Here is a 25,285-nt window from a genome sequence, read left to right as displayed (position 1 = left end):
CGGCTGACTGGTTTTATAGCGCTTGTCAAAATCATCGCGCTCGAGCATACGAGCCACGGTGTATTGGGAGGTCAGGCGAATGAAATCCGCCGGCCCCATCTGATCCATCCAGGTGGAGTTGAAAGCGACTTCGGTCTTGGCCGGATCAAGGATCTTGAAGACCTGAGTCTTGTAGGTCTCGGCATTATCAAGAACCTGCTCGCGCGTCAGCGGTGGGCGCGTCGCGCTCTTGCCACTCGGATCACCGATCATCCCAGTGAAGTCACCTATCAGGAAGATGACCTGATGCCCCAGGTCCTGGAACTGACGCAGCTTATTAATAAGCACGGTATGACCCAGATGCAGATCGGGTGCCGTCGGGTCGAAACCAGCCTTTATACGCAGCGGCTGCCCACGCTTGAGCTTTTCAATCAGCTCGGACTCGACCAACAACTCTTCTGCACCACGCTTGATCAGCGCTAGCTGCTCTTCAACCGACTTCATAACAGACCCGCAAGGCTCAGATTCAAAGGGACCCAACCATACAAGATCGCGCACCAAATACAAGGTTTGCCGGGTGCGCGGACACCAATCCACGGACAGAGTGTCCGCGGGCTTGCTTCGCAGGTGATTTGGTTATATTTTATACAGTTATTTCATCTTCATCATGTCATTCATCTTTTCCAATTCATCTCTTCAAAAGTCAAATTACCTATGACCACAGAACCATCCAAAGCGCCGCCGCTTTACCCCAAGACCCACCTGCTCGCTGCAAGTGGTATTGCCGCCCTTCTTAGCCTGGCGCTCCTGGTGTTTCCCTCCAGCGATGTTGAAGCCAAAAAGACGACCCTAAGTCTCGAACTGGAAAGCCCTGCTGAACAACTGACACAAGATCAAGACGCTGCCGAAGCCGTCCAAGCCACAAACGAGGCCGCAGCCTCCCCCTTCGCGCAGATCGAAAACAACGCTGAAGACACGCCCGCGTCCGCCCAAGCGGAGTCTGCGATCGAAGAAAAGAAAGACCCGGGCCACCATGAGGTCATAGTTGCCAAAGGCGACACGCTCTCCACTCTCTTCGAAAAGGTTGGGCTGCCGTCGACCCTGGTCCACGAGGTCCTGGCCAGCGACAAGAAAGCCAAACAGTTCGCTCGGCTCCAGAGGGGTCAGAAACTCGAGTTCGAACTCAGCCCAGACGGACAACTGACCAGCCTGCATACCAAACTAAGTGACCTGGAAAGCATCACCCTGAGCAAAAACGACAAGGGTTATGCGTTCAACCGCGTCATCACCAAACCAACCGTGCGCTCAGCCTATGCTCACGGCGTCATTAACAGCTCATTGTCGCAATCGGCCGCACGCGCCGGCCTTTCCCATAGCCTGACAATGGACATGGCCAGCGTGTTTGGCTACGACATCGACTTCGCTCAGGATATTCGCCAGGGCGACGAGTTCGACGTCATTTACGAACAGAAAATGGTCAACGGAAAAAGCGTCGGCAACGGCCCTATTCTTTCCGCCCGCTTCACCAATCGCGGCAAGACCTACACGGCGGTGCGCTACACCAACAAACAAGGCAACAGCAGCTATTACACTGCCGACGGCAACAGCATGCGCAAGGCATTTATCCGTACGCCGGTTGATTTCGCCCGCATCAGCTCAAGATTCTCCGTAGGCCGCAAACATCCAATCCTGAACAAGATCCGCGCCCATAAAGGCGTCGACTACGCAGCTCCCCGCGGCACCCCAATCAAGGCCGCCGGAGACGGCAAAGTGCTGTTGGCCGGACGCCGGGGTGGCTATGGCAACACCGTGATCATCCAGCACGGCAACACTTACCGTACGCTGTATGGCCATATGCAGGGCTTCGCAAAAGGCGTGAAAACCGGCGGCAGCGTCAAGCAAGGCCAGGTGATTGGCTATATTGGCACTACCGGTCTGTCCACCGGGCCGCATTTGCATTATGAATTCCAGGTCAACGGCGTTCACGTTGATCCGCTGGGCCAGAAGCTCCCCATGGCCGATCCGATTGCCAAGTCCGAGCGCTCACGCTTCCTGGCTCAGAGCCAACCCTTGATGGCTCGCATGGACCAGGAAAAAGCCACCATGCTCGCCTCAAGCAAGCGCTAAACCATGGCGCACTATATCGGCGTGATGTCTGGCACCAGCCTGGATGGACTGGATATCGCGCTGATCGAACTGACTCCGGCGATCAAGTTGATCGCCACGCACTACATCCCCATGCCCGCCTCCCTGCGCACCGAAATGCTCGAGTTATGCAGCAGCGGGCCCGATGAGATCGCTCGCTCAGCCATTGCCCAACAAAACTGGGTAAGGCTGGCTGCGCAGGGCGTCCACACGCTGCTCGACGCACAGAAGCTCAAACCTGAAGGTATCCGGGCAATCGGTAGCCATGGTCAGACCATACGACACGAGCCGGCCCGTGGCTTTACCGTGCAGATCGGCAACCCCGCATTGTTGAGCGAATTGACCGGCATTGCCGTCGTCAGCGATTTTCGCAGTCGCGATGTCGCTGCTGGCGGGCAAGGCGCCCCGCTGGTTCCTGCGTTTCACGAAGCACTGTTTGAAGAACGGGCCGGCAATCGCGCCGTACTGAATATCGGCGGCTTCAGCAATCTCAGCCTGATAGAACCCGAAAAGCCCGTAGCCGGTTTCGATTGCGGCCCTGGCAACGTATTGCTGGACGCCTGGATACATCAGCAACGGGGCGAGCACTTTGATCGCGATGGTCTGTGGGCTGCCAGCGGAAAAGTCGAACCGGCTCTGCTAAAGGCTCTGCTTGGCGACCCTTTCTTTGTCACTCAAGGCCCTAAAAGCACAGGGCGCGAAGTGTTCAACCTGTCCTGGCTGACCCAGCACCTGTCGCACCTACCGGTCTTCGCCCCTGAAGACGTGCAGGCAACGCTACTCGAACTGACGGCCCTGACCATCGTCCACTCACTGCAGAATGCCCAGACCAACACTCAAGAGCTGCTGGTTTGCGGCGGCGGCGCGCACAACCGCACACTCATGAAGCGGCTGGCCGACTTACTGCCAAACACCCAAGTCAGCAGCACGGCCACTTACGGTGTAGACCCGGATTGGGTCGAAGCCATGGCCTTTGCCTGGCTGGCCCATTGCTGCCTTGAAGGCATTTCAGCGAATCGCCCAAGTGTCACCGGCGCACGGGGTTTGCGCATACTCGGCGCAATCTATCCCGCCTGAATCCATTTTTCGCCGCACAGCAAAACGCCGCAGAGCCGTAAGGCGCTGCGGCGTTCTTATTTAAAGCCTCAGATCGAAAACGAAGAACCGCATCCACAGGTTGTGGTGGCGTTAGGGTTCTTGATGACGAAGCGCGACCCTTCCAGCCCTTCCTGATAATCCACCTCAGCACCCGCCAGGTACTGGAAGCTCATCGGATCGACCACGAGGCTGACACCTTCGCGTTCGACGATGGTGTCGTCATCAGCCACTTCCTCATCGAAAGTGAAGCCGTATTGAAAACCCGAACAACCGCCGCCCGTCACAAAAACGCGCAGCTTTAAACGATCATTCCCCTCCTCATCGACCAGGCTCTTCACCTTGTGCGCGGCACCGTGGGTGAATTGCAAAGCCGTGGGGGTGAAGGTTTCGACGCTCATGCTGAATATCTCCCGGCGCTTACGCCGCCATAATGCGTGATGACGCGCATTATCCGCTTCTCCTAGAAAATCGGTCAACTATTTGAGAGGCAGGCGCAAACTACACGTTATGAGCTGCAAGCCTGGCGCTTCAAGCTTGCAGCCTCAGATTGGAGTTAAGGCAACATCCCAGCGTGGGACAGACCCAGACGCTCATCCAGCCCGAACAGGATGTTCAAGTTCTGCACAGCCTGGCCGGACGCGCCTTTGACCAGATTATCGATGACCGACAACACCACTACCAGATCGCCATCCTGTGGGCGATGCACCGCGATCCGGCAAACGTTAGCGCCGCGTACGCTACGAGTTTCAGGGTGGCTGCCAGCCGGCATCACATCGACGAACGGTTCGTTGGCGTAACGCTTCTCGAACAACGCTTGCAGGTCTACGGAACGGTCGACGACGGTTGCGTACAGCGTGGAGTGAATGCCCCGAATCATCGGCGTCAGGTGCGGCACAAAAGTCAGGCCGACATCCTTGCCTGCCGCGCGACGCAGCCCCTGGCGGATTTCCGGCAGATGACGGTGGCCTTTGACGGCATACGCCTTCATGCTTTCCGACGTCTCGGAGTACAACGAGCCGACACTGGCACCACGGCCGGCACCGCTGACACCCGACTTGCAGTCGGCGATCAGACGCGACGCATCAGCAAGCCCCGCCTCGAGCAGCGGCAGGAAACCCAGTTGCGTTGCCGTTGGATAGCAGCCCGGGACAGCGATCAACCGTGCCTGTCTGATTTTCTCGCGATTGACTTCCGGCAGGCCGTAGACCGCCTCGTCCAGCAGATCTGGCGCACCGTGTGGCTGACCGTACCATTTGGCCCACTCTTCAGCGTCCTGCAGACGGAAATCTGCCGACAGGTCGATGACCTTGGTCCCGGCGGCCAGCAGCTCGCCTGCCAGGGCATGGGCAACACCGTGAGGCGTGGCGAAGAACACCACATCACAGGCCCCGAGGGTCTTGATGTCCGGAACGCTGAACGCCAGGCCGTCGTAATGGCCCCGCAGGTTCGGATACATGTCGGCGACGGCCAGTCCAGCCTCGGATCGGGAGGTAATGACCACCACCTCAGCCTGCGGATGCTGTGCCAACAGACGCAGCAGTTCGACACCGGTGTAACCCGTGCCGCCGACGATACCGACCTTGACCATATACCTGCCCTCAACGAACCCACTGGAAAGCTGTCGATGATAGGGGCCGCGCGGCCCGGCGACAACCGCCAAGGTGACGTGTGGCCGCTCTAGCCTCTACTATCGGGCTACCGTGAATCTGGGAATACAAAAAAATGCTCTATCTATGGCTCAAAGCACTTCATATCATCAGCATGGTCTGCTGGTTCGCCGGCCTGTTCTACCTGCCTCGCCTGTTCGTCTATCACGCCCAAAGCGAAGACAGCGTCAGCAAAGAACGCTTCATCGTCATGGAGCGCAAGCTGTATCGCGGCATCATGGGGCCGGCGATGATCGCCACCCTCGTATTCGGCATCTGGCTGCTGAGTCTCAACGCCAGTGCCTACTTCACTCAAGGCGGCTGGATGCACGCCAAGCTGACCCTGGTGGTATTGCTGATCGGCTATCACCATATGTGCGGCGCGCAATTGAAGCGCTTCGCCCGTGGCGAAAACACCCGCAGCCATGTCTTTTATCGCTGGTTCAATGAAGTGCCGGTTCTGATATTGCTGGCTATCGTAATTCTGGTCGTGGTTCGGCCGTTCTAACTTTCAATCAGCACCACCTTATCCGGGGTACTTCCGATGTCGCTGCCCGCTCTGCTTGAACAACGTTTGCGCCTGCCCGTCGTGGCAGCGCCGATGTTTCTGATTTCCAATCCACAGCTGGTACTGGCCTGCTGCCGCAACGGAATCGTCGGCAGCTTTCCGGCGCTGAACCAGCGCGAAAGCAGTGGTTTCAAGGCTTGGCTGGAAGAAATCGAAGCGGGCCTGGCAACAATGGAAAACCCGGCACCCTATGCCGTGAACCTGATCGTCCATCATAGCAACCCACGGCTTCAGGCCGACCTGGCCATCTGCATCGAACATCAGGTGCCGATTGTCATCACCAGCCTGGGCGCCGTGAAAGAACTGGTGGATGCGGTTCACAGCTATGGTGGGCTGGTATTCCACGATGTCACCACGCGCCGTCATGCCGAGAAAGCTGCCCAAGCCGGTGTCGACGGTTTGATAGCGGTCGCCGCCGGCGCAGGTGGCCACGCCGGGACCTGGAGCCCTTTCTCACTGGTCGCCGAAATCCGCCAGTTCTTCGACAAAACCCTGCTGCTTGCGGGATGTCTGAACCACGGCCATCAGATTCTGGCCGCCCAACTGCTTGGCGCGGATTTGGCCTACTTCGGCACACGCTTTATCGGCACGACCGAAAGCCATGCGCCTGACGCTTATAAAGAGATGTTGCTCACATCCAGAGCCGCAGACATCGTGCATACTCCTGCGGTGTCTGGAGTGCCGGCCAGCTTCATGCGCCAAAGCCTGGAAAACGCCGGTTTCGACCTGGCCGCCCTGCAGGGCAAGGGCGAGGTGGATTTCGGTTCCAAACTCAAGCCACTGAACGACGAAGCCAAGGCCTGGAAAACCGTATGGTCCGCAGGCCAGGGCGTGGGTGAAATCCATGATCTGCCAAGTGTCGATCAGCTAGTGACACGCCTGGATGAAGAATACCGGCAAGCGCTGGCCCGCGCGACACAACTCGGCGGCCAATGGCCCCGCTGAAATCAACCGGATCAAAACCATTGCTTAACCTTATGAGACAAGGATGCCTGGCATGAGCGAAACCCGTTTCAATATCGTATTCGATGGAGCCCTGCTGCCGGGTGTCGAAACCACCACAGCCAAGCTCAACCTGGCTGAACTGTTCAAAAGCGATGTCAGTGCCATTGAGCGGTTGTTCAGCGGGCGCAAGGTGGCGCTTAAAAGCAACCTGTCCCAGGCCGAAGCGCAGAAGTACCTGGAGGCTCTCAACAAGAGCGGGATCGATGCACGAATCGAAGCCGAACCTTCCCTCGAACTGAACCTGGACGAGGTACAGCATTCGCCGCCGTCGAACGGACGCCACCCGGACTCCATCATCGACCCGGTATCGCCCTACGCGCCACCCCGAGCCGAGGTGGGTGAGGCAATGGCCGAGTACAGCACGCTCAAGCCCTTCAGCTTCGATGGGCGCATCGGACGACTGCGCTTCCTGGGCTGGACCATGGCCTTGACGCTGGTCATGCTGTTTGTGGTGGGCACAGCCTTTTCATTGGGCGTGACCTGGTTCCTCGCCTCCAGCTCCACAGCGGCAATGATCGTCGGCGGCCTGCTGGGACTGATCATCGCACTGGGCTTTGCTTATGTAAGCATCCAGTTCAGCGTCCAGCGCCTGCACGACCTGGGTTGGTCCGGGTGGTTGTGGCTGCTCAACCTGGTGCCGTTCGTGGGCAGTGTCTTCCCCTTCGTACTCATGGCCTTGCCCGGCAACACCGGCGCCAATCGCTATGGCCCCCCGCCGCCGCCCAACAGCACTGCGGTCAAGGTACTTTCGTCACTGTGGATTGTCATGATCGTGGTGGCTTTCCTTGCCGCAATGGCCGGTGCATTCAGCGGCATCACAGAGGAATACGACAGCAGTTCCTTGAGCAGCTATGAGAGCAGCGAGCTCATTGATGAAGACACTGCAGAACCAGCCGTCGAAGCAGCCGAGCCTGCTGCGCCTTCTGTAGACTATGAAGAGGAACAATAAGCGCGCTTCGTGCCGGTGACAGCTCAGTACACTGGTGACGGGCCGTTGCGATGGAGAACTGCATGACCCGTTACGCTCTGATCACTGGCGCCTCCAGTGGCATTGGCCTGGCAATGGCCGAAGCACTCGCCCGCCGCGGTCGCGACCTGATATTGGTGGCTCGACAGCGTGATCGGCTGGAAAGTATTGCAATCGAACTGACTCAGCGTTTTGGCGTGGAGGTGTTGTTCCGGGCCTGTGACCTGGGAGAACCGCTGAGGCTTTCAGGCTTTCTGCTCGAGCTGGAAGAAGGCGAGCGACAGATCGACCTGCTGGTCAATTGTGCCGGTATCGGCACCAGCGGGCCGTTCCTGGGCCAGGACTGGATGACCGAGCAGGACCTGATCGAAGTCAACATCCTCGCCTTGACGCGGCTCTGTCACTCGGTGGGCAACAGCATGGCGCTGCAGGGCGGTGGCCAGATCCTGAACGTTGCATCGATCGCCGCGTTCCAGCCTGGCCCCTGGATGAGCACCTATCACGCCAGCAAGGCTTACGTGCTGCATTTCTCCGAAGCCCTGCGGGTCGAGCTGAAAAAAAGCGCAATAAAGGTATCGGTGCTTTGCCCTGGCCCGACACGAACCGGCTTTTTCGCCCGGGCGCAGCTCAATGAACAGAAATTCAACGACAGTCAAACCCTGATGAGCCCGGAGGAAGTCGCGCTGTATGCCGTGCGCGCACTGGAAAAAAACCGGGCGATCATCATTCCTGGGCGCCGCAATCGCTGGCTGGCGGCGTTGCCGCGACTGGGCCCGCGATGGCTGGTTCGCACGATTGCCGGCATGACCAACAAGGCCTGCTGCCCCCGCTGAATGCCTTTTCCCGTGAAAAACCGGGCTCGCCAATCGCGCCTTAAGTACACTCAAGCTCGACTAACCCAATGGAGAAACAGCTGTGGATACTCTGTTTACCAAGATCATCAACCGGGAGATTCCGGCCAAGATCATTTACGAAGATGATCAAGTTCTGGCGTTCCACGACATCGCCCCTCAAGCACCTGTGCATTTCCTGGTCATCCCAAAGAAACCGATCCGCACGCTCAATGATCTGACCGAAGAAGACAAAGGCTTGGCCGGGCATATCCTGTTCACTGCCCAGCGCCTGGCGCTTGAACTGGGCTGCGAAGAAGGTTTTCGTGTGGTGATGAACTGCAATGAACTTGGGGGACAGACCGTCTATCACATTCATATGCATCTGCTTGGGCAGCGCCAGATGAACTGGCCGCCGGGTTGATACCCTGACCCAACGCAAATCCTGAGCGGCCGATTGAGTTAAACTGGCCGCCGAGATTTTTCCCGGAGGTAAGCATGACTACCCAACGTCACTACTCACCGATTGACCGTCTACTGCTGCAAGCTGATACCGCGATGCGTACGCTGCTGCCCTTCAGTGGTCAGCCCTACCGTCCATCGCCGGCTATCGTGCAGCCAGACGTGCAAATGAGTGACGAGCAAACCCGCCATGTCGCTGGGCTGATGCGCATCAACCACACCGGTGAAGTCTGCGCCCAGGCGCTGTATCAGGGCCAGGCGCTGACGGCGAAGCTGCCCCAGGTACGTGAGGCGATGGAGCATGCCGCCGAGGAAGAAATCGACCATCTGGTCTGGTGCGAACAACGCATTCACCAACTGGGCAGCCATACCAGCGTCCTGAACCCGTTGTTTTATGGGATGTCATTTGGAATCGGCGCAGTGGCCGGGCTGATCAGCGACAAAGTCAGCCTCGGCTTTGTGGCGGCCACTGAACATCAGGTGTGCAAACACCTGAATGAGCACTTGGAGCAGTTGCCGGCCGAGGACGAAAAGTCCCGGGCGATTCTCAAGCAGATGCGCGAGGATGAAGAGCAGCACGCCGAAAGTGCGCTCGAGGCCGGAGGGTTTCGTTTTCCAGCGCCGGTGAAGTTCGGCATGAGCCTGCTGGCCAAGGTCATGACCAAGAGCACCTATCGAATCTGATCGTGCAAGGGTGGCGAAGGGGTTATACCCACGCCACAGCGTTGCAGGCCTGTGCGTTCATCCACGTTCTACAGAAACTAAAAAAGGCGACTCCCATGGGGAGCCGCCTTTTTTGTAGCTGAAACCTTCAGCGTGGCATGTTGCGCGCGTAGAAAATTTCCAGCATTTCGTGTTTCACACGGTCTTCCACCTGATCCCGCTGTTCAGCAGAGAGGTTGCTGGTAGCGTCCCCGAACAAGTAGTTATCAAGCTCGAAGTTCTTGAGCAGCATTTTGGTGTGGAACAGGTTTTCCTGATACACGTTCACGTCGGTCATCTGATACGCGTCGCGAGTGTCTTCGGAGAGATAGTTCTGAATCGAGTTGATCTCGTGATCAATAAAGTGCTTGTGGCCTTCAACGTCGCGGGTAAAGCCACGCACGCGATAATCCACCGTCACGATGTCCGAGTCGAACTGGTGAATCAGGAAATTGAGTGCCTTGAGCGGTGAAATGACGCCACAGGTCGACACGTCAATGTCCACACGGAACGTCGCAATGCCATCCACCGGGTGGATTTCCGGGTAGGTATGTACCGTAATGTGGCTCTTGTCGAGGTGGGCCAGGATGATTTCCGGCAATGGGCCCGGGGACTCTTCGATCTGGCTGTCGGTCGGTGTCACCGGTTCTTCCGAGATCAGAATGGTCACGCTGGCGCCTTGGGGTTCATAGTCCTGACTGGCGATGTTCAGGATGTTGGCACCAATGATATCGACAACTTCCGTGAGGATCTGCGTGAGGCGCTTGGCGTTGTACTCTTTATTGATGTACTCGACGTAGGCCTGCTGGTCCTGCGGGGTTTCCGCATAGCAGATGTCATAGATGTTGAAGCTCAAGGTCTTTGTCAGGTTATTGAACCCATGGAGCTTGAGTTTGCTTTTCACCGTTTGAAAACTCTCTATGTATTGCGGCCTGGCCGCGTGATCAAGCATGCCCGTCAGATGCGAACGACGCACCTGCGTAGGACGGTTAACACCTCTTCGCGATGGCGATTTTGGTTGTCTGTCCAGACAAGGGACCGGCCGGAGGACCGATCACTGCCCTGAAAAAAGTGGCGCATTATGCAGAGGTCGGCTTCTGATCGCCAGAGCTTGCACTGCTTTTATGATGGTTGGATGTCGATTCAACCCAATTCGATGATTTCATAATCGTGGGTGATTTCAACACCGGCGGCGCCGAGCATGATGGAAGCCGAGCAATATTTCTCGGCTGACAGCTCAATGGCGCGCTTGACCTGGGCTTCCTTCAAGGCACGCCCCTTCACCACGAAATGCATGTGAATCTTGGTGAACACTTTCGGGTCTTCGGTGGCGCGCTCCGCTTCCAGGAAGGCTTCGCAACTTTCGACGGCCTGGCGCGATTTTTTAAGGATGCTGACCACATCGAAATTACTGCAACCACCCACGCCCAGCAGGAGCATTTCCATCGGCCTTACACCCAGGTTCCGACCTCCGGCTTCTGGCGGGCCATCCATGACGACCACATGACCGCTACCTGACTCACCGAGGAACATGGCTTCGCCAGCCCATTGGATGCGTGCCTTCATCGCCAAGACTCCACTGTCTGAAAAAAGGGTCGCCAGCTTAGCACAGCCCCCCGCCACGGCGGCTTCTGCCTTAGGACGCATGACAAATACGTGTAGGTAAATTCTCAAATCAATTAAGGACGCCTCTGTTAAGCTGGCGCCAATTAGCTGGCGTATGGCCAGCTATAGCGATTGCCATTCGCGCCCCACAAAAAATCCAAATCAATACACCGCGCAGTCTTTCGGGATACAACCATGGTTGCCATTACTCCCACACCCAAGATCAAGAATCTCGACAAACTCTTGATGCATTGTCAGCGTCGCCGCTATCCGGCCAAGCACAACATCATCTGCGCGGGCGATCGCTCCGACACCCTGTCGTTCATCATCAAAGGGTCGGTCACGATCCTGATCGAGGATGATGACGGTCGCGAAATGATCATCGCCTATCTCAACGCCGGGGATTTCTTCGGCGAACTTGGATTGTTTGAACAGGCAGGCAAAGAACAGGAACGTAGCGCCTGGGTACGGGCCAAGGTCGAATGCGAGGTCGCGGAGATCAGCTATAGCAAGTTCCGGGAACTGTCGGTGCAGGATCCCGACATTCTTTACGTCCTCAGCGGACAAATCGCACAGCGCCTGCGCAACACTACCCGCAAGGTGGGCGACCTCGCCTTCTTCGACGTGACCGGTCGCGTCGCCCGCTGCTTGCTGGAACTGTGCAAGCAACCCGATGCCATGACCCACCCGGACGGCATGCAGATCAAGGTGACGCGCCAGGAAATCGGCCGGATTGTGGGTTGCTCGCGGGAGATGGTCGGTCGTGTGCTCAAGGATCTGGAAGAGCGCAACCTGGTCAGCGTCAAAGGCAAGACCATGGTGGTCTTTGGGACGCGCTAGGCGAGCAGCCTGGTCAGCAGTTCCCGGTACAGCGCCTCAAGCCGCTGCAACGCGTGAGGCGCCGGAAATTTTTCATGCAAGGCAATATGACTCTCGGCGCGCACTCGCTGCGCCAAGCCACAGGCTTCATTGAAACGATTGACCGCGGCAACCATCGATTCGCGTTCGTTCTCCAGCAACAGGGCTCCATGCACCAGACCCACCGGGCGTTGGCCGCCCTTGCTCTGACGCCAGCGCTGAGCAGTGCCGACCATTTTCCGGCCGTCGAGATTGACGTTGAATCGACCGTCGCAGAACGCACCCTCGACTTCACCCAACGAAGCCACCCCACCCAGCTCATCCAATAACTGGCAGATCGGATCACACAACCGGCGATAACCGGTTTCGATGCGGCCATGGTCGCCTTCACTACGCGGCGGAGCGTAAACCAGGGCGATATTGACGGTGGCGGCAGACTGCGGCACCGGCTCACCGCCGGTTTCGCGCAGCAGCACTGGCCAGTCGTGGGCCGCCGAGATTTGGCAGGCGTGTTCGAACCCCGGTAAACGACTCAAACGACGAGGCATGACCAGCGCGCGATCATTGGGCTGCCAGAACAACAAGCCGAACTCAGCGTCGCCTGCACAGATGCTGGCCAGCAAATCCTGTTCGGCTTGCAGACCGGCTTCGACGGTCAGGGAAATCACCGGCGACATTGAATCAATCCAGCGTCGAACCGCTTATCGGAACGCCGCGTTCAGGGAAGAACAGACGTTGCAACTCGGTACCCGGATTTTCCGCGCGCATGAACGCTTCGCCCACCAGAAACGAATACACATCGCTGACTTCCATCAGTTCGACATCGGCCCGGTTCAGGATCCCGCTCTCGGTGATCACCAAGCGATCACGCGGAATACGCGGCAACAAATCCAGAGTCGTTTCCAGGCTGACTTCGAAAGTATGCAGGTTACGGTTGTTCACCCCGACCAGCGGAGTATCGAGGGTCTTCAAGGCCCGCTCCAGCTCCTCGCCATCGTGGACCTCCACCAGGACATCCAGGCCCACGCCTTTGGCGACCGCCGCCAGCTCGGCCATTTTCACATCGTCCAGGGCGGACACAATCAACAGCACGCAATCTGCGCCCAGGGCTCGGGCTTCAACGATCTGGTAAGGATCGATCATGAAATCCTTGCGAATCACCGGCAGCTTGCACGCCTCCCGCGCCTGTTTGAGGTATTCATCGGCGCCCTGGAAAAAATCAATATCGGTCAGCACCGAAAGGCAAGTCGCACCGCCCTTCTCATAGCTCTTGGCGATGTCGGCGGGGACGAAGTGTTCACGAATCACGCCTTTGCTGGGGGAAGCCTTTTTAATTTCGGCAATCACCGCTGGCTGCTTTCTCTTGGCCTGATCGATCAGCGCCTTGGCAAAGCCACGCGGCGCATCCGCTGCCCGCGCCAAGGTTTCCAGCTCTGCCAGACTGACCCGAGCACTGCGTTCGGCAACCTCTTGAGCCTTGCGAGCCAGAATGTTTTCCAGAACCGTTGGCACACTCATCCTTCGTTCTCCACTTTGAATACGGCGGTAAATGCACCCAACTCTTCGAGTTTTTCCCTGGCAAGGCCGGTGTGCAACGCATCATGGGCCAGTTCCACGCCCTGCTTGAGGCTGCTGGCGTGATCCGCCGCATACAACGCGGCGCCCGCATTGAGCACGATCATCTCGGCGGCCTTCTGGCCATTTTCAGTCTTGCGGCGCCCCAAGGCATCGCGAATCAGCTCCAGCGACTGGGCCGGCCCATCCACCGCCAGCCCATGCAGGCTCTGGCTCTTCATGCCCAGGTCTTCAGGTTCGACCCAATACTCGCTGATCTGATCATTTTTTAATTCAGCCACGTACGTGGGTGCAGCCAGGCTGAATTCGTCCAGGCCATCCTTCGAATGGACCACCAGCACGTGCTTGCTGCCCAGACGTTGCAAGACCTCGGCCAGGGGCCGGCACAATGCCTGGCTGAACACACCGACCACTTGATGCTTCACGCCGGCCGGATTCGTAAGCGGGCCGAGCATATTGAACATCGTCCGCAGGCCCAGATCACGACGCGGCGCGGCGGCGTACTTCATGGCGCGGTGGTGGGTCTGGGCGAACATGAAACCGATGCCCACGTTATCGATGCAACGCGCCACCTGTACTGGCGTCAGGTTCAGGTAGATCCCGGCCGCCTCCAGCAGGTCGGCGCTGCCACTCTTGCCGGAGACCGCACGATTGCCATGCTTGGCAACGGTACAACCGGCCGCGGCGACGACGAAGGCCGAGGCAGTGGAAACGTTGAAGATATTGGCGCCGTCACCGCCGGTGCCCACCACATCCACCACGCCATCCAGGGTCTTGAGTTCGACCTGGTCCGCCAGCTCGCGCATGACCGAAACCGCGCCGACGATCTCATCGATGCTCTCGCTCTTCATGCGCATGGCCATCATGAATGCGCCGATCTGCGCATCCGAGCATTGGCCGGTCATGATTTCGCGCATCACATCGCGCATTTCGTCGGTGCTCAGGTCGAGATGGCCGACGATACGGCTCAGGGCTGTCTTGATATCCATGAAAAGTCCTTAGCGCGTGCCGCCGGTTTGTTTGAGGAAGTTGGCGAACAGCTCGTGACCCTGTTCGGTGAGAATAGACTCGGGGTGAAATTGCACGCCTTCGATATTCAACGTTTTGTGACGAAGCCCCATGATTTCATCCACAGAGCCGTCCTCGAGCTGAGTCCAGGCGGTCAGTTCCAGACAATCTGGCAGGGTTTGGCGCTTGACGATCAGGGAGTGGTAGCGGGTGACGGTCAGCGGAAGATTCAGACCTTCGAACACGCCCTTGTTCTCGTGAAATACCGGGCTAGTCTTACCGTGCATGACTTGCCGGGCGCGCACCACGTCGCCGCCAAAGGCCTGGCCGATCGACTGGTGCCCCAGGCAGACACCCAGGATCGGCAGCTTGCCGGCGAAATACTTGATGGCTTCGATGGAAATGCCCGCTTCGGTCGGCGTGCAAGGACCGGGAGAGACCACGATGCGCTCGGGCTTGAGGGCTTCGATTTCGGCGATGGTCAGTTCGTCGTTGCGCACGACCTTGACCTCGGAGCCCAGCTCGCCCAGGTACTGCACAACGTTGTAGGTAAAAGAGTCGTAGTTATCGATCATCAGCAACATGGCGTAAGCAACCTATTGAATTCACTGACTTGAAATACAGCCTTCGGAGAGTGACCCGCGCGGTGTTGCGCTTGGCGAGGCGTGTGATGGGCCAGCGAAGCGACTTTCAAGCGGGTAAAGAAGGCAAATCGGTACAGGTCCGGCCAGGCCGGCAGAGAACGTTCAGGCGCGCCAACGCCAACGGGCGTGTGCCTTGATCAATTGATCCAGAAGTTTGCTGACAATCGACACAGGGGAAGTCTCGTTCATACGTTCCGGCACAGTAGCTTAGCTGGACGGTGCACGCAATATGACGACCCCCGAAGGGCTTTGAAACAATCGCGACGAACCTGATGGATGGCAAAACGCCGGAAGTTTTTGGTACTGTCGTTTCGTTTTCTAACAACAATAAGATAAAAACGGACTTTCTCATGCTAAGAAAAACGTTATTCGTACCAATGGCCGGCTGTCTGCTGGCAATGGCCTGCGCCCAGGCGAGCGCCGCGCCCAATCCCTACTCCAGCTTCATCGTGTTTGGCGACAGCCTCAACGATGCCGGCCAGTTTGCCGACCCGAACGGTCCGTCCGGGGCCACGCAACGCTTTACCAACCGCACCGGCCCGCTCTATCTCGACGGAAGCGGCGAATCCTATTCCCTCAATTCCACCCAACTGCTGGGCGGACGGTTGGGCTTTTCCGATGATGAAACCGCGGCATCCACCTCGGCGGTTCGTGCCAGCGAAGGCCAGGCCGATGGCAACAACTGGGCCGTGGGCGGGTATCGTACCGACCAGATCCTCGAGTCGATTACCGGCGTTTCCGACACTGGCGAACGCAGCCGTGACGGATACCTGCTGTCCAACGGCCTGCGTGCCGACCCGAACGCGCTGTACTACCTTTCCGGGGGCGGTAACGACTTCCTCCAGGGTCTGGTACTGACCCCCGCCCAGGCGAACGCCGCCGCGGACCGCCTGGCCGACAGTGTCCAGGTGCTGCAAACCGCCGGAGCCCGTTATGTGATGGTCTGGCTGCTGCCCGACCTGGGCCTGACCCCTGCGCTCAATGGCACGCCTTTGCAAGACGCCGTTTCGCAGCTCAGCAACCAGTTCAACCAGCAACTGGTCACGCGGCTGCAAGGCATTGATGCCGAAATCATTCCACTGAACGTTCCGCTACTGCTGCAGGAAAGTTTCGCCGATCCAGCACGATTCGGCCTCGCCACCGGCGAGAACCTCACCGCCACCTGCTTCAGCGGCAACGGCTGCACGGAAAACCCCACCTATGGCATCAACAGCGCGACGCCAGACCCCACCAAGCTGATCTATAACGACTCGGTCCACCCCACCGAGACCGGACAGCAACTGATCGCCGATTACGCCTTTTCCCTGCTCGCGGCGCCATGGGAGCTGACATTGCTGCCGGAAATGGCCCACTCGACCCTGCGCGCCCACCAGGATGAATTACGCAGCCAGTGGCAATCGGACTGGGAGAACTGGCAAGCCGTCGGCCAATGGCGGGCGATCGTCGCAGGCGGCGGCCAGCACCTGGACATCGACAGCCAAAGCAGTGGCGCCAGCGCCGACGGCAGCGGCTACAGCCTGAACGTCGGTGGCAGCTATCGTCTCAACGAGGCTTGGCGCGTGGGTGTAGCCGCCGGTTTCTACCGCCAGGACATGGAGGCAGGCAGCGCCGATTCGGACTACAAACTCAACAGCTACCTGGCCACCGCTTTCGCCCAGTTCCAGCAGAACCGCTGGTGGGCCGATGCCGCGTTGACCGGCGGCAAGCTCGACTACGACAACCTGGAGCGCAAGTTCGACCTGGGCGTCAACCAGGCGCAAGAGAAAGGTGACACCGACGGTCACCTGTGGGCATTCAGCACGCGCCTGGGCTACGACATTGCCCAGCCGGGCAGTCAGTGGCACCTGTCACCGTTTATCAGCGCCGATTATGCGAAGGTGGAAGTCGACGGGTATTCAGAAAAGAGCAGCCGCTCCACCGCCCTGACTTTCGATGACCAGACCCGCGACTCGAAACGCTTGGGCATTGGCTTGCAAGGCAAATACAACTTCACCCGTCAGACCCAGGTGTATGGCGAATATGCCCACGAACGCGAGTACGAAGACGACACCCAAAAAGTGAACATCGCCCTCAACAGTCTGCCGGCCAATGATTTCACGCTTGAAGGCTATACGCCGCAGAGTCATTTGAATCGCCTGAGCCTGGGGGTCAGCCACAAGTTGACCAACGATCTGGCCCTGCGGGGCGGTTATACGCTGCGCAAGGACGATGACTTTACCCAGCAGGGCGTGAATGTCGGGGTCAGCCTGGATTTCTGATCGAGATAACCCTGTGTGGGAGCGAGCCTGCTCGCGATGAGGCCGGCATGTTCGACACATGCATCGCCTCGCGAGCAGGCTCGCTCCCACAGTTGATCAGCTTCCATTCAGTCGCTTGGGGTCTGCTCGGCCAGCGCCACGGCACGGAACATTGCCCGGCGCTTGTTCAGGGTTTCTTCCCACTCCAGCACCGGCACCGAGTCGGCCACGATCCCGCCGCCGGCCTGCACGTGCAGCTCACCGTCCTTGATGACGGCGGTGCGGATGGCAATGGCAGTGTCCATGTTGCCGTTCCAGGCAAAATAGCCCACGGCCCCGCCGTACACCCCACGCTTGACCGGCTCCAGTTCGTCGATGATTTCCATGGCGCGGATTTTCGGGGCGCCAGACAACGTTCCTGCCGGCAGGATGGCCCGCAGGGCGTCCATCGCCGTCAGCCCGGCCTTCAACTGGCCCGTGACGTTGGAGACGATGTGCATCACGTTGGAATAACGCTCGATGACCATCTTTTCGGTAAGCTTCACCGAACCGACTTCCGAGACGCGCCCGGTGTCATTGCGGCCCAGGTCGATCAGCATCAGGTGCTCGGCGATTTCCTTGTCATCCGACAGCAGGTCCTCTTCCAGCGCCCGGTCGGCCTCCTCCGTGGCCCCACGAGGGCGGGTGCCAGCGATAGGCCGCACAGTGATCAGGTTGTCTTCGACCCGCACCAGCACTTCGGGTGAACTGCCTACAACGTGGAAGTCACCGAAGTTGAAGAAGTACATGTAAGGCGTCGGATTGAAACAGCGCAGTGCCCGGTACAGGTCGATGGGCGCGGCCTTGAAGTCGATGGACATCCGTTGCGACGGCACCACTTGCATGCAGTCGCCGGCCAGGATGTATTCCTTGATGGTATCGACGGCCCTTTCGTAATCGTTCTGAGTGAAACTGGAACGGAACACCGGGTCGGCCGCCGACTGTTTGCTGAAATCCAGGCCAGGACGCGGCGTGATCGGCTGCCGGAGTTTTTCCAGCAGCGCCTGAAGACTTTTCTGACCTTGCTCGTAGGCGTCTTCCCGGGACGGATCAGCCAGGACAATCGCGTGCATCTTGCCGGCGAGGTTATCGAAGACGACCACTGCGTCAGAGACCATCAGCAAAATGTCCGGCACGCCCAGCGGGTCCGGGTTCGGGCAGGTGCCCAGACGCTTTTCCACATAGCGTACGCAGTCGTAGCCGAAATAACCCACCAGGCCCCCGTTGAACCGCGGCAGGCCGGGGATGGTAGGCACGTTGTAGCGAGCCTTGAAGGTTTCGACGAAGGCCAGCGGATCTTCGACCTCCAGGCTTTCGATCTCGACGCCGTCATGGGTCACGCTGACACGATGGTCATGGACCCGCAGCACCGTGCGGCACGGCAGGCCGATGATGGAATAACGGCCCCATTTCTCACCGCCCTGCACCGATTCGAGCAGGTATGCGTTGGGCTCATCGGCCAGCTTGAGGTAGATCGACAGCGGCGTGTCGAAGTCGGCCAGGGTTTCGCAGGCAAGCGGGATACGGTTATAGCCGGCAGCGGCTAGACGCAGGAATTCTTCGCGGATCATGGTGTGCCTCGTGGCAGGAGGAGCTGACAGTCAGGTATGCAAACGCGCCGGATAACCGGCCAGGATCAGGTCAGGCGCGCCAACGCCAGCGGGCCAGGGCCTTCATGACTTTCATCCAGAGTTTGCGAGTGACCACCACGATGGCGTTTCCAGAAGAGGATTGAACAGCGTCGGGCAACGTTATCTCAGCGGCCGGGTCCAGGCAACCGGGAATTAACAGGCGCAAATCGTCGATCACCAGCGCGGGAAACTCTTCGGCGATCGGCCGGCCATGGTTGTAGCCGTAGCTCAGTGCCACACATTTGACCCCGGCGGCTTTCGCCGCCAACACATCGCTGCGCGAGTCGCCGACGAACAGCGATTGAGAGGCCGGGATGTTGGCCATTTTCATCACGAAAAACAGCGCGGCCGGGTCAGGTTTTTTCTGTGGCAGGGTATCGCCACCGATGATCCAGCGAAAATAACGACCGATTTTCATCTGATCCAGCAGCGGCGCGACAAAGCGCTCCGGCTTGTTGGTGATCAGGGCCATTTCCACGCCTTGCTTGTGCAGCCACTTGAGGGTGGAACGCACACCGGGGTAGACGACCGTCAGTTCGTGATTGCCTTCATAGGCTTCGTTGAACAACTCCAACGCCCGCTCGGCCTCGGCGTCATCGACGCCCTGGGCATCGATATGGTTGGCCAAGGCCCGCCGCACCAGCATGGGCGCGCCGTTGCCGACCCAGTGGCGCACGGCGTCAATTCCGGCGGCCGGACGACCGAGCTTGAGCAGCATGTTGTCCACGGCCGCCGCCAGGTCCGGCACCGAGTCGACCAGCGTGCCGTCGAGGTCGAACATCACCAGACGCGGCAGGCTGCCGGGGAACAGCTGCTCAAAGCCGCTCATAGACGGGCCAGGGCCAGTTCGGCACGCATCTTTTCAATGACCTCTTTGTAGTCCGGCGCATTGAAAATGGCCGAGCCTGCGACAAAGGTGTCGGCACCGGCCTCTGCGATTTCGCGGATGTTATTGACGTTCACGCCACCGTCGATCTCCAGGCGGATATCACGGCCCGATGCCTTGATCAGCGCGCGGGCTTCGCGCAGCTTGTCGAGGGTACCAGGAATGAACTTCTGCCCGCCGAAGCCGGGGTTGACGCTCATCAGCAGGATCATGTCGACCTTGTCCATCACGTACTTGAGCACGTCCAGGGGCGTGGCCGGGTTGAACACCAGGCCGGCCTTGCATCCGCCTTCGCGAATCAACTGCAGGGAGCGGTCGATGTGCTGGGTGGCTTCGGGGTGGAAGGTGATGTAGGTGGCACCGGCCTCGATGAAGTCGCCGACGATGCGATCCACCGGACTGACCATCAGGTGCGCGTCGATCGGCGCCGTGACGCCGTACTTGCGCAGCGCTGCGCAGACCATCGGGCCGATGGTCAGGTTGGGTACGTAATGGTTGTCCATGACATCGAAGTGCACGATGTCGGCGCCGGCGGCCAGAACGTTGTCCACTTCTTCGCCCAGGCGGGCGAAGTCGGCGGAGAGAATCGACGGAGCAATAGCGAAGGGCTGCATGACGCACCTGTTTTGAGCGAAATCACGATGGCGCGCATTGTATACCTCAAGATTTGGCGCGCCCACCGTGGCAGACGATCAATACGCCGCGCGGTAGATCTTCTCGATATCGCTGGCGCTCAGTTTGCGTGGGTTATTGCGCATCAGTCGCTCGATCCCGGCTGCTTCCACCGCCATGGACGGTATCACTTCGTCCGTCACCCCAAGGCTGCTCAGGCCCTGGGGGATTTCCACGGCAGCACACAGCGCAACCATGGCCTCCACGGCTTCGTCAGCGGCTTCAAGGTCACTCAGGTGCGCGGTCTTTATGCCCATGGCTTCGGCAATGTCGCGCATGCGCTCGACGCAAGCCATCTTGTTCCACGCCATGACATACGGCAGCAACAAGGCGTTTGCCACACCATGGGACACGTGAAAGCGCCCCCCCAGCGGATACGCCAGCGCATGTACCGCCCCGACCCCGGCATTGCCGAACGCCATGCCGGCCATCAGGCTTGCAGTGGCCATGTCTTCGCGAGCTTGCAAATGAGCGGGGTTGGCGTAGGCCTTGGGCAAGGCGCGGGTGATCAGTTTTATTGCGCCGATAGCCAAGGCATCGGTGATCGGCGAGGCATTGAGCGACAGGTAGGACTCGATGGCATGCACCAGTGCATCGACGCCACTGGCGGCGGTCACGCTCCGGGGACAGGTGAGGGTCATCTGCGGGCTGACCAGCGCCACGTCCGGCAGCAGATAATCGCTGACGATACCTTTCTTGAGTTGCGCGGCCTTGTCGGAGAGGATGGCCACGTTGGTGACTTCAGAGCCGGTCCCGGCCGTGGTGGGGATGGCGATCATGGGCGCGCCTTTGCGCGGGACCTGATCGACCCCGAACATATCCTGCAGCTCGCCGTGGTAACCGGCGTAGACCCCCACGCATTTGGCAATGTCGATGGCACTGCCGCCGCCCAGGCCGATCAAGCCATCATGGCCGCCGTCACGGTAGGCCTGCATGCAGTCTTCAACGATGGCGATTTCCGGGTCCGGCATGACCCGGTCGAAAATTTCGTAGTCGCGCCCGCCCAGATGCTGCAGCGCCAGCTCCACGGTGCCGGACTTGACCAGCGCAGCGTCGGTGACGATCAGCGGGTTATCGACATCCAGCCGCGTCAGCTCGGCCGCCAGTTGCTCGATGGCAGCCGCACCGGTGATCAGTTTGTGGGCGATCTTGAATGAGGAAAGACTCATGTGCGCGGCCTCTTATTCGCGTATGGGCTGGCACAAGGATAGCTCGGTATTTAAGGTTGTCTTCCATTCAGCCCATGAATACACCGCAAATCCCCTGTGGGAGCGAGCCTGCTCGCGATGGCGGTAGAACATTCGACATTTTTATCGACTGACACTCCCGCTATCGCGAGCAGGCTCGCTCCCACAGGGTACAACACTGACCGTCAGACCTGCGCAGTACGCAGCTTCTCGCTACGCCCACGCAACCACTCCAGAGTCAGCAACAGGATCACCGAAAAGGCGATCAGCAGCGTCGCGGCGGCGGCGATGGTGGGGCTGAGGTTCTCGCGGATACCGCTGAACATCTGCCTTGGCAGAGTTGCCTGCTCGGGACCGGCCAGGAACAGCGTCACCACCACTTCATCGAACGAGGTCGCGAAGGCGAACAGTGCGCCGGAGATCACGCCCGGGGCGATCAAAGGCAAGGTCACTCGACGAAACGCCGTCAACGGCGAAGCTCCAAGGCTGGCGGCGGCCCGAACCAGGTTGTAGTTAAAGCCCTGCAGAGTCGCCGATACCGTGATGATGACGAACGGCACGCCCAGCACGGCATGGACCACGATCAGCGAGAAGAAACTGTTGCCCATTCCCAGCGGCGCGAAGAACAGGTAACTGGCCACCCCGATGATCACCACCGGCACCACCATCGGCGAGATCACCAGGGCCATCACCAGCGCCTTGCCTGGGAAATCACCACGGGTCAGGCCAATCGCCGCCAGGGTACCGAAGACCATCGCCAGTACCGTCGCCGCCGGGGCGACGATGACGCTGTTCCTCAGCGCCCGCATCCACTCCGCCGAAGCGAAGAAATCGTGGTACCACTGCAACGAAAAGCCTTGCAACGGGTACACCAGGAAGCTGCCGGAGTTGAACGACAATGGAATGATCACCAGCACCGGCAGGATCAGGAACAACAGGATCAGCCCGCAGAATATGCGCAAGCTGTAGAACCACACCCGCTCGACGGGGGACATGTAAGGACTCAGCATTTCAATCTCCCCTCAGCTCAGGCGCAGGCGGCTGGCGCCCACCAGCCAGTTGTAAATCAGATAAAGCACGACGGTTGCCAGCAACAACAACCCGCCGAGCGCCGTGGCCATACCCCAGTTGATGCTGGTGTTGGTGTAGAACGCGACAAAATAGCTGACCATCTGATCGCTCGGGCTGCCCAGCAGCGCCGGAGTGATGTAGTAGCCGATGGCGAGGATGAACACCAACAGGCAACCGGCGCCGACACCGGCATAGGTCTGCGGGAAATACACGCGCCAGAAGCTGGCGAACGGATGGCAGCCCAGGGAAATCGCCGCACGCATGTAAGTCGGAGAGATGCCTTTCATCACGCTGTAAATCGGCAGGATCATGAACGGCAGCAGGATATGGACCATGGAGATGTAGACACCGGCGCGGTTGAACACCAACTCCAGAGGCTTATCGATAATGCCCATGGCCATCAGGCCACTGTTGATCAGCCCGCCCGATTGCAGCAGCACGATCCACGCCGCCACCCGCACCAGGATCGACGTCCAGAACGGCAACAGCACCAAAATCATCAGCAGGTTGCTTTGGCGCGACGGCAGGTTCGCCAGCAGGTAGGCCAACGGATAGGCCAGCACCAGGCAGATCGCGGTAATCACCAGGCCCATCCAGAACGTACGGGCAAAAATATCCAGGTAGATCGCCTGGTCGGGGGTGGCCGGGGCCAGTTCGCCAAGATCATCGATGCGATGATCGACGGCCGCCAGCAGGTAATACGGGGTGACATCACTGGTGTTGCGGCGGATCACCTGCCAATACGCCGGATCCCCCCAGCGTTCGTCGAGGCTCTCCATCGCTTCTTTATAGGAAACCGGCTCGGTGGCGAACGGCAGCGCACGGGCGGTCTTGGTCAGCAGACTGCGATAGCCGGCCAGTTCCATGTTCAGGCGCTTGGACAAATCGCCCAAGGTCTGATTCTTGCGCGCTTCGGCCAGGTCTTCGCTGGCGGCTTTGTATACCGGCTCGCCTGGCAACCCACGTCCGTCCCAGGCAGCGACCGCGGCGACAGTGCGCGGCATGCCGTTGACCACTTCCGGGTTGCTGACGCTTTTGAACAGCAGCGCCACGATTGGCACCAGGAACACCAGCAACAGAAACAACACCAGCGGCGCGATCAAGGCCTGGGCCTTCCAGCGGTTGACCCGCTCGGCGCGCTTGAGCCGTTGCTTCAGGGTGGGGCTGGTGCCCGCGTTCAGTGGAACGGCGATGGCCATGGCGAACTCCGCAAATCTTTTTGATCGTTACAGAAGCGGCGTGCCGCTTCTGTTCTTTTGAAACGTTGGCCTCTGAGCCGATCGTTCCCACGCTCCGCGTGGGAATGCATCCAATGACGCTCTGCGTCACAAAGGACGCGAAGCGTCCTGGGCGGCATTCCCACGCGGAGCGTGGGAACGATCTCTGTCAGCGGTTACTTCGCCGCCCAGGAGTTGAAGCGCTGCTCCAGTTGCTCACCGTTGTCAGCCCAGAAGCTGACGTCGATCTGCACCTGGTTGGCGATGTTTTCCGGGGTGGTCGGCATGTCTTTCAAGACATCCTTGGACAACAGCGGTACAGCCTGGGTATTGGCCGGGCCGTAGGCGATGTTTTCCGAGTAGATCTTTTGCTGCTGCGGTGCCACCGAGAAAGCGATGAATTTCTTCGCAGCTTCGGCGCGGGTCTTGTCCAGACCGCGTGGAATTGCCCACGCGTCGAAGTCGTAGATGCCGCCGTTCCACACCACTTTCAGATTGCTTTCCTTCTGCACCGCAGCGATCCGACCGTTGTAGGCCGAGCTCATGACCACGTCACCGGAAGCCAGGTACTGCGGCGGCTGGGCGCCGGCCTCCCACCACTGGATGTTCGGCTTGAGTTCGTCGAGCTTCTTGAAGGCACGATCCTGGCCATCTTTGCCGGCCAGCACTTTGTACACGTCTTTCGGCGCGACGCCGTCAGCCATCAAGGCAAATTCCAGGGTGTACTTGGCGCCTTTGCGCAGGCCACGCTTGCCTGGGAATTGCTTGGTGTCCCAGAAATCCGCCCAACTGGTCGGTGCGGTTTTCAGTTTGTCGGCGTTGTAGGCCAGCACGGTGGACCACACGAAGAAGCCCACGCCGCAAGGCTGGATGGCGCCCTTGACGTAGTCTTCGGCCTTGCCGAACAGAGCCGGGTCCAGTTGCTCGAACATGTCTTCGTCACAACCTCGGGACAGCTCCGGGGACTCGACTTCCACCAAGTCCCACGAAACGCTCTTGGTGTCGACCATGGCCTTGACCTTGGCCATTTCACCGTTGTATTCGCCAGCGATGATCTTGCCGTTGCCGGCTGCTTCCCACGGCGCGTAGAAGGCTTTGGCCTGAGCCGCCTTGTTCGCCCCACCGAAAGACACCACAGTCAGGTCCGGGCCCGCCGCCATCGCGCTTGCCGCACCCATCATGCCCAGGGTCAGGGCTGTGAACTTCAGGGATCTCAACATTTATTGTTCTCTCCACGTGCAGGGTTGGTGTTG

General features: G+C 59.3%; 26 protein-coding genes (1 of these 26 only partly in view). 10 read left to right on the top strand and 16 right to left on the bottom strand.

The window, feature by feature from the left end; genetic code table 11:
* On the bottom strand, positions 1-483 hold the beginning of the coding sequence (gene tyrS, locus HQ912_RS04005; RefSeq protein WP_047228039.1) for a tyrosine--tRNA ligase. Its footprint begins 717 nt before the window's first position; only the first 483 of its 1,200 coding nucleotides appear in the window; the start codon lies at positions 481-483; its stop codon lies beyond the left edge, outside the window.
* A 210-nt stretch (positions 484-693) separates the two neighbouring features.
* Between tyrS and HQ912_RS04000 the strand changes: the two genes are divergently transcribed.
* Together HQ912_RS04000 and HQ912_RS03995 are read left to right on the top strand one after the other, a co-directional pair.
* Positions 694-2,106, top strand: coding sequence for a peptidoglycan DD-metalloendopeptidase family protein (locus HQ912_RS04000; protein ID WP_173407509.1), 1,413 nt, complete (start codon positions 694-696; stop codon positions 2,104-2,106).
* Between the two features lie 3 nt (positions 2,107-2,109).
* On the top strand, positions 2,110-3,201 hold the full coding sequence (locus HQ912_RS03995; protein WP_047228041.1) for an anhydro-N-acetylmuramic acid kinase: 1,092 nt from the start codon (positions 2,110-2,112) through the stop codon (positions 3,199-3,201).
* Between the two features lie 68 nt (positions 3,202-3,269).
* Here HQ912_RS03995 and erpA read toward each other — a convergent pair whose 3' ends face one another.
* Positions 3,270-3,620, bottom strand: coding sequence for an iron-sulfur cluster insertion protein ErpA (gene erpA / locus HQ912_RS03990; protein ID WP_003206114.1), 351 nt, complete (start codon positions 3,618-3,620; stop codon positions 3,270-3,272).
* 155 nt (positions 3,621-3,775) lie between these two features.
* Positions 3,776-4,810, bottom strand: coding sequence for an N-acetyl-gamma-glutamyl-phosphate reductase (gene argC, locus HQ912_RS03985; RefSeq protein WP_047228042.1), 1,035 nt, complete (start codon positions 4,808-4,810; stop codon positions 3,776-3,778).
* A gap of 134 nt (positions 4,811-4,944) precedes the next feature.
* On the opposite strand from argC, the gene hemJ reads away from it, so the two are divergent.
* The 6 genes from hemJ to coq7 all read left to right on the top strand — a co-directional run bounded on the left by hemJ (position 4,945) and on the right by coq7 (position 9,384).
* Entirely contained in the window at positions 4,945-5,376 is a 432-nt protein-coding gene (gene hemJ / locus HQ912_RS03980) for a protoporphyrinogen oxidase HemJ (RefSeq protein ID WP_047228043.1), read from the top strand.
* A gap of 36 nt (positions 5,377-5,412) precedes the next feature.
* Positions 5,413-6,381 carry an NAD(P)H-dependent flavin oxidoreductase gene (locus HQ912_RS03975; RefSeq protein WP_047228044.1) on the top strand — a complete coding sequence of 323 codons (969 nt, stop codon included), beginning with the start codon at positions 5,413-5,415 and terminating at the stop codon, positions 6,379-6,381.
* Positions 6,382-6,433: 52 nt separating this feature from the next.
* The gene (locus HQ912_RS03970) at positions 6,434-7,390 is read left to right on the top strand and encodes a DUF805 domain-containing protein (RefSeq protein WP_047228045.1); all 957 of its coding nucleotides are present in this window, start codon (positions 6,434-6,436) and stop codon (positions 7,388-7,390) included.
* Positions 7,391-7,452: 62 nt separating this feature from the next.
* Positions 7,453-8,241: an SDR family NAD(P)-dependent oxidoreductase gene (locus HQ912_RS03965; RefSeq protein WP_047228046.1), complete on the top strand. Its 789-nt coding sequence runs from the start codon at positions 7,453-7,455 to the stop codon at positions 8,239-8,241.
* Positions 8,242-8,323: 82 nt separating this feature from the next.
* Positions 8,324-8,662, top strand: a complete 339-nt coding sequence (locus HQ912_RS03960) for a histidine triad nucleotide-binding protein (protein ID WP_173406490.1) — start codon at positions 8,324-8,326, stop codon at positions 8,660-8,662.
* A 74-nt stretch (positions 8,663-8,736) separates the two neighbouring features.
* On the top strand, positions 8,737-9,384 hold the full coding sequence (gene coq7, locus HQ912_RS03955; RefSeq protein WP_047228047.1) for a 2-polyprenyl-3-methyl-6-methoxy-1,4-benzoquinone monooxygenase: 648 nt from the start codon (positions 8,737-8,739) through the stop codon (positions 9,382-9,384).
* A 127-nt stretch (positions 9,385-9,511) separates the two neighbouring features.
* Here the strand turns inward: coq7 and speD are convergent, their stop codons facing one another.
* Both speD and HQ912_RS03945 read right to left on the bottom strand, forming a co-directional pair.
* Positions 9,512-10,306 carry an adenosylmethionine decarboxylase gene (speD, locus tag HQ912_RS03950; RefSeq protein WP_047228048.1) on the bottom strand — a complete coding sequence of 265 codons (795 nt, stop codon included), beginning with the start codon at positions 10,304-10,306 and terminating at the stop codon, positions 9,512-9,514.
* A gap of 239 nt (positions 10,307-10,545) precedes the next feature.
* Positions 10,546-10,968 carry an OsmC family protein gene (locus HQ912_RS03945; protein WP_003206127.1) on the bottom strand — a complete coding sequence of 141 codons (423 nt, stop codon included), beginning with the start codon at positions 10,966-10,968 and terminating at the stop codon, positions 10,546-10,548.
* Between the two features lie 234 nt (positions 10,969-11,202).
* Between HQ912_RS03945 and crp the strand changes: the two genes are divergently transcribed.
* Complete coding sequence (gene crp / locus HQ912_RS03940; protein ID WP_047228049.1) at positions 11,203-11,847, top strand: cAMP-activated global transcriptional regulator CRP; 645 nt, start codon at positions 11,203-11,205, stop codon at positions 11,845-11,847.
* Here crp and HQ912_RS03935 read toward each other — a convergent pair.
* The 4 genes from HQ912_RS03935 to HQ912_RS03920 are packed head-to-tail and all read right to left on the bottom strand — an operon-like array spanning position 11,844 to position 15,032.
* Entirely contained in the window at positions 11,844-12,542 is a 699-nt protein-coding gene (locus HQ912_RS03935; RefSeq protein ID WP_047228050.1) for a biotin/lipoate A/B protein ligase family protein, read from the bottom strand. The two genes, crp and HQ912_RS03935, sit on opposite strands and share 4 nt — an antisense overlap.
* A 4-nt stretch (positions 12,543-12,546) precedes the next feature.
* Complete coding sequence (trpC, locus tag HQ912_RS03930) at positions 12,547-13,383, bottom strand: indole-3-glycerol phosphate synthase TrpC (RefSeq protein ID WP_047228051.1); 837 nt, start codon at positions 13,381-13,383, stop codon at positions 12,547-12,549.
* Positions 13,380-14,429, bottom strand: coding sequence for an anthranilate phosphoribosyltransferase (gene trpD / locus HQ912_RS03925; protein ID WP_092400967.1), 1,050 nt, complete (start codon positions 14,427-14,429; stop codon positions 13,380-13,382). Before trpD ends, trpC begins: the two co-directional genes overlap by 4 nt.
* Before the next feature lie 9 nt (positions 14,430-14,438).
* Complete coding sequence (locus tag HQ912_RS03920) at positions 14,439-15,032, bottom strand: aminodeoxychorismate/anthranilate synthase component II (protein ID WP_047228053.1); 594 nt, start codon at positions 15,030-15,032, stop codon at positions 14,439-14,441.
* 410 nt (positions 15,033-15,442) lie between these two features.
* Here HQ912_RS03920 and estP point away from each other — a divergent pair, with 410 nt between their 5' ends.
* Positions 15,443-17,350, top strand: coding sequence for an esterase EstP (estP, locus tag HQ912_RS03915; protein WP_076383438.1), 1,908 nt, complete (start codon positions 15,443-15,445; stop codon positions 17,348-17,350).
* A gap of 107 nt (positions 17,351-17,457) precedes the next feature.
* Here the strand turns inward: estP and trpE are convergent, their stop codons facing one another.
* From trpE to HQ912_RS03880, 7 genes are all read right to left on the bottom strand, one after another.
* The gene (gene trpE / locus HQ912_RS03910; protein WP_173406489.1) at positions 17,458-18,939 is read right to left on the bottom strand and encodes an anthranilate synthase component I; all 1,482 of its coding nucleotides are present in this window, start codon (positions 18,937-18,939) and stop codon (positions 17,458-17,460) included.
* A 70-nt stretch (positions 18,940-19,009) separates the two neighbouring features.
* Complete coding sequence (locus HQ912_RS03905; RefSeq protein WP_047228056.1) at positions 19,010-19,828, bottom strand: phosphoglycolate phosphatase; 819 nt, start codon at positions 19,826-19,828, stop codon at positions 19,010-19,012.
* The gene (rpe, locus tag HQ912_RS03900; RefSeq protein ID WP_047228057.1) at positions 19,825-20,499 is read right to left on the bottom strand and encodes a ribulose-phosphate 3-epimerase; all 675 of its coding nucleotides are present in this window, start codon (positions 20,497-20,499) and stop codon (positions 19,825-19,827) included. The genes HQ912_RS03905 and rpe overlap by 4 nt, the downstream gene beginning before the upstream one ends.
* 78 nt (positions 20,500-20,577) lie before the next feature.
* Positions 20,578-21,726, bottom strand: a complete 1,149-nt coding sequence (locus HQ912_RS03895) for an iron-containing alcohol dehydrogenase (protein WP_047228058.1) — start codon at positions 21,724-21,726, stop codon at positions 20,578-20,580.
* Positions 21,727-21,929: 203 nt separating this feature from the next.
* Entirely contained in the window at positions 21,930-22,754 is an 825-nt protein-coding gene (locus HQ912_RS03890; protein WP_047228059.1) for an ABC transporter permease, read from the bottom strand.
* A gap of 12 nt (positions 22,755-22,766) precedes the next feature.
* On the bottom strand, positions 22,767-24,014 hold the full coding sequence (locus HQ912_RS03885) for an ABC transporter permease (protein WP_047228060.1): 1,248 nt from the start codon (positions 24,012-24,014) through the stop codon (positions 22,767-22,769).
* Between the two features lie 194 nt (positions 24,015-24,208).
* The gene (locus HQ912_RS03880) at positions 24,209-25,252 is read right to left on the bottom strand and encodes an ABC transporter substrate-binding protein (RefSeq protein WP_047228061.1); all 1,044 of its coding nucleotides are present in this window, start codon (positions 25,250-25,252) and stop codon (positions 24,209-24,211) included.
* Positions 25,253-25,285 lie beyond the last annotated feature (33 nt).

This window comes from Pseudomonas sp. MPDS, from assembly GCF_013283895.1.
Classification (GTDB): Bacteria; Pseudomonadota; Gammaproteobacteria; order Pseudomonadales; family Pseudomonadaceae; genus Aquipseudomonas; species Aquipseudomonas rhizophila.
Note: the sequence above shows the minus strand (reverse complement) of the source record. Positions and strands in the feature narration are given on the sequence as shown.

Bases quoted from the DNA above. Each gene is read 5' to 3' on its own strand.
- coq7 (WP_047228047.1), top strand. From the start codon at position 8,737: ATGACTACCCAACGTCACTACTCACCGATTGACCGTCTACTGCTGCAA.
- HQ912_RS03920 (WP_047228053.1), bottom strand. From the start codon at position 15,032: ATGTTGCTGATGATCGATAACTACGACTCTTTTACCTACAACGTTGTG.
- HQ912_RS03965 (WP_047228046.1), top strand. From the start codon at position 7,453: ATGACCCGTTACGCTCTGATCACTGGCGCCTCCAGTGGCATTGGCCTG.
- HQ912_RS03905 (WP_047228056.1), bottom strand. From the start codon at position 19,828: ATGAGCGGCTTTGAGCAGCTGTTCCCCGGCAGCCTGCCGCGTCTGGTG.
- HQ912_RS03895 (WP_047228058.1), bottom strand. From the start codon at position 21,726: ATGAGTCTTTCCTCATTCAAGATCGCCCACAAACTGATCACCGGTGCG.
- HQ912_RS03935 (WP_047228050.1), bottom strand. From the start codon at position 12,542: ATGTCGCCGGTGATTTCCCTGACCGTCGAAGCCGGTCTGCAAGCCGAA.
- argC (WP_047228042.1), bottom strand. From the start codon at position 4,810: ATGGTCAAGGTCGGTATCGTCGGCGGCACGGGTTACACCGGTGTCGAA.
- trpC (WP_047228051.1), bottom strand. From the start codon at position 13,383: ATGAGTGTGCCAACGGTTCTGGAAAACATTCTGGCTCGCAAGGCTCAA.
- erpA (WP_003206114.1), bottom strand. From the start codon at position 3,620: ATGAGCGTCGAAACCTTCACCCCCACGGCTTTGCAATTCACCCACGGT.
- HQ912_RS03975 (WP_047228044.1), top strand. From the start codon at position 5,413: ATGTCGCTGCCCGCTCTGCTTGAACAACGTTTGCGCCTGCCCGTCGTG.
- trpE (WP_173406489.1), bottom strand. From the start codon at position 18,939: ATGATCCGCGAAGAATTCCTGCGTCTAGCCGCTGCCGGCTATAACCGT.
- hemJ (WP_047228043.1), top strand. From the start codon at position 4,945: ATGCTCTATCTATGGCTCAAAGCACTTCATATCATCAGCATGGTCTGC.
- estP (WP_076383438.1), top strand. From the start codon at position 15,443: ATGCTAAGAAAAACGTTATTCGTACCAATGGCCGGCTGTCTGCTGGCA.
- HQ912_RS03995 (WP_047228041.1), top strand. From the start codon at position 2,110: ATGGCGCACTATATCGGCGTGATGTCTGGCACCAGCCTGGATGGACTG.
- trpD (WP_092400967.1), bottom strand. From the start codon at position 14,429: ATGGATATCAAGACAGCCCTGAGCCGTATCGTCGGCCATCTCGACCTG.
- HQ912_RS03880 (WP_047228061.1), bottom strand. From the start codon at position 25,252: ATGTTGAGATCCCTGAAGTTCACAGCCCTGACCCTGGGCATGATGGGT.
- crp (WP_047228049.1), top strand. From the start codon at position 11,203: ATGGTTGCCATTACTCCCACACCCAAGATCAAGAATCTCGACAAACTC.
- HQ912_RS03885 (WP_047228060.1), bottom strand. From the start codon at position 24,014: ATGGCCATCGCCGTTCCACTGAACGCGGGCACCAGCCCCACCCTGAAG.
- HQ912_RS04000 (WP_173407509.1), top strand. From the start codon at position 694: ATGACCACAGAACCATCCAAAGCGCCGCCGCTTTACCCCAAGACCCAC.
- HQ912_RS03890 (WP_047228059.1), bottom strand. From the start codon at position 22,754: ATGCTGAGTCCTTACATGTCCCCCGTCGAGCGGGTGTGGTTCTACAGC.
- rpe (WP_047228057.1), bottom strand. From the start codon at position 20,499: ATGCAGCCCTTCGCTATTGCTCCGTCGATTCTCTCCGCCGACTTCGCC.
- HQ912_RS03970 (WP_047228045.1), top strand. From the start codon at position 6,434: ATGAGCGAAACCCGTTTCAATATCGTATTCGATGGAGCCCTGCTGCCG.
- HQ912_RS03945 (WP_003206127.1), bottom strand. From the start codon at position 10,968: ATGAAGGCACGCATCCAATGGGCTGGCGAAGCCATGTTCCTCGGTGAG.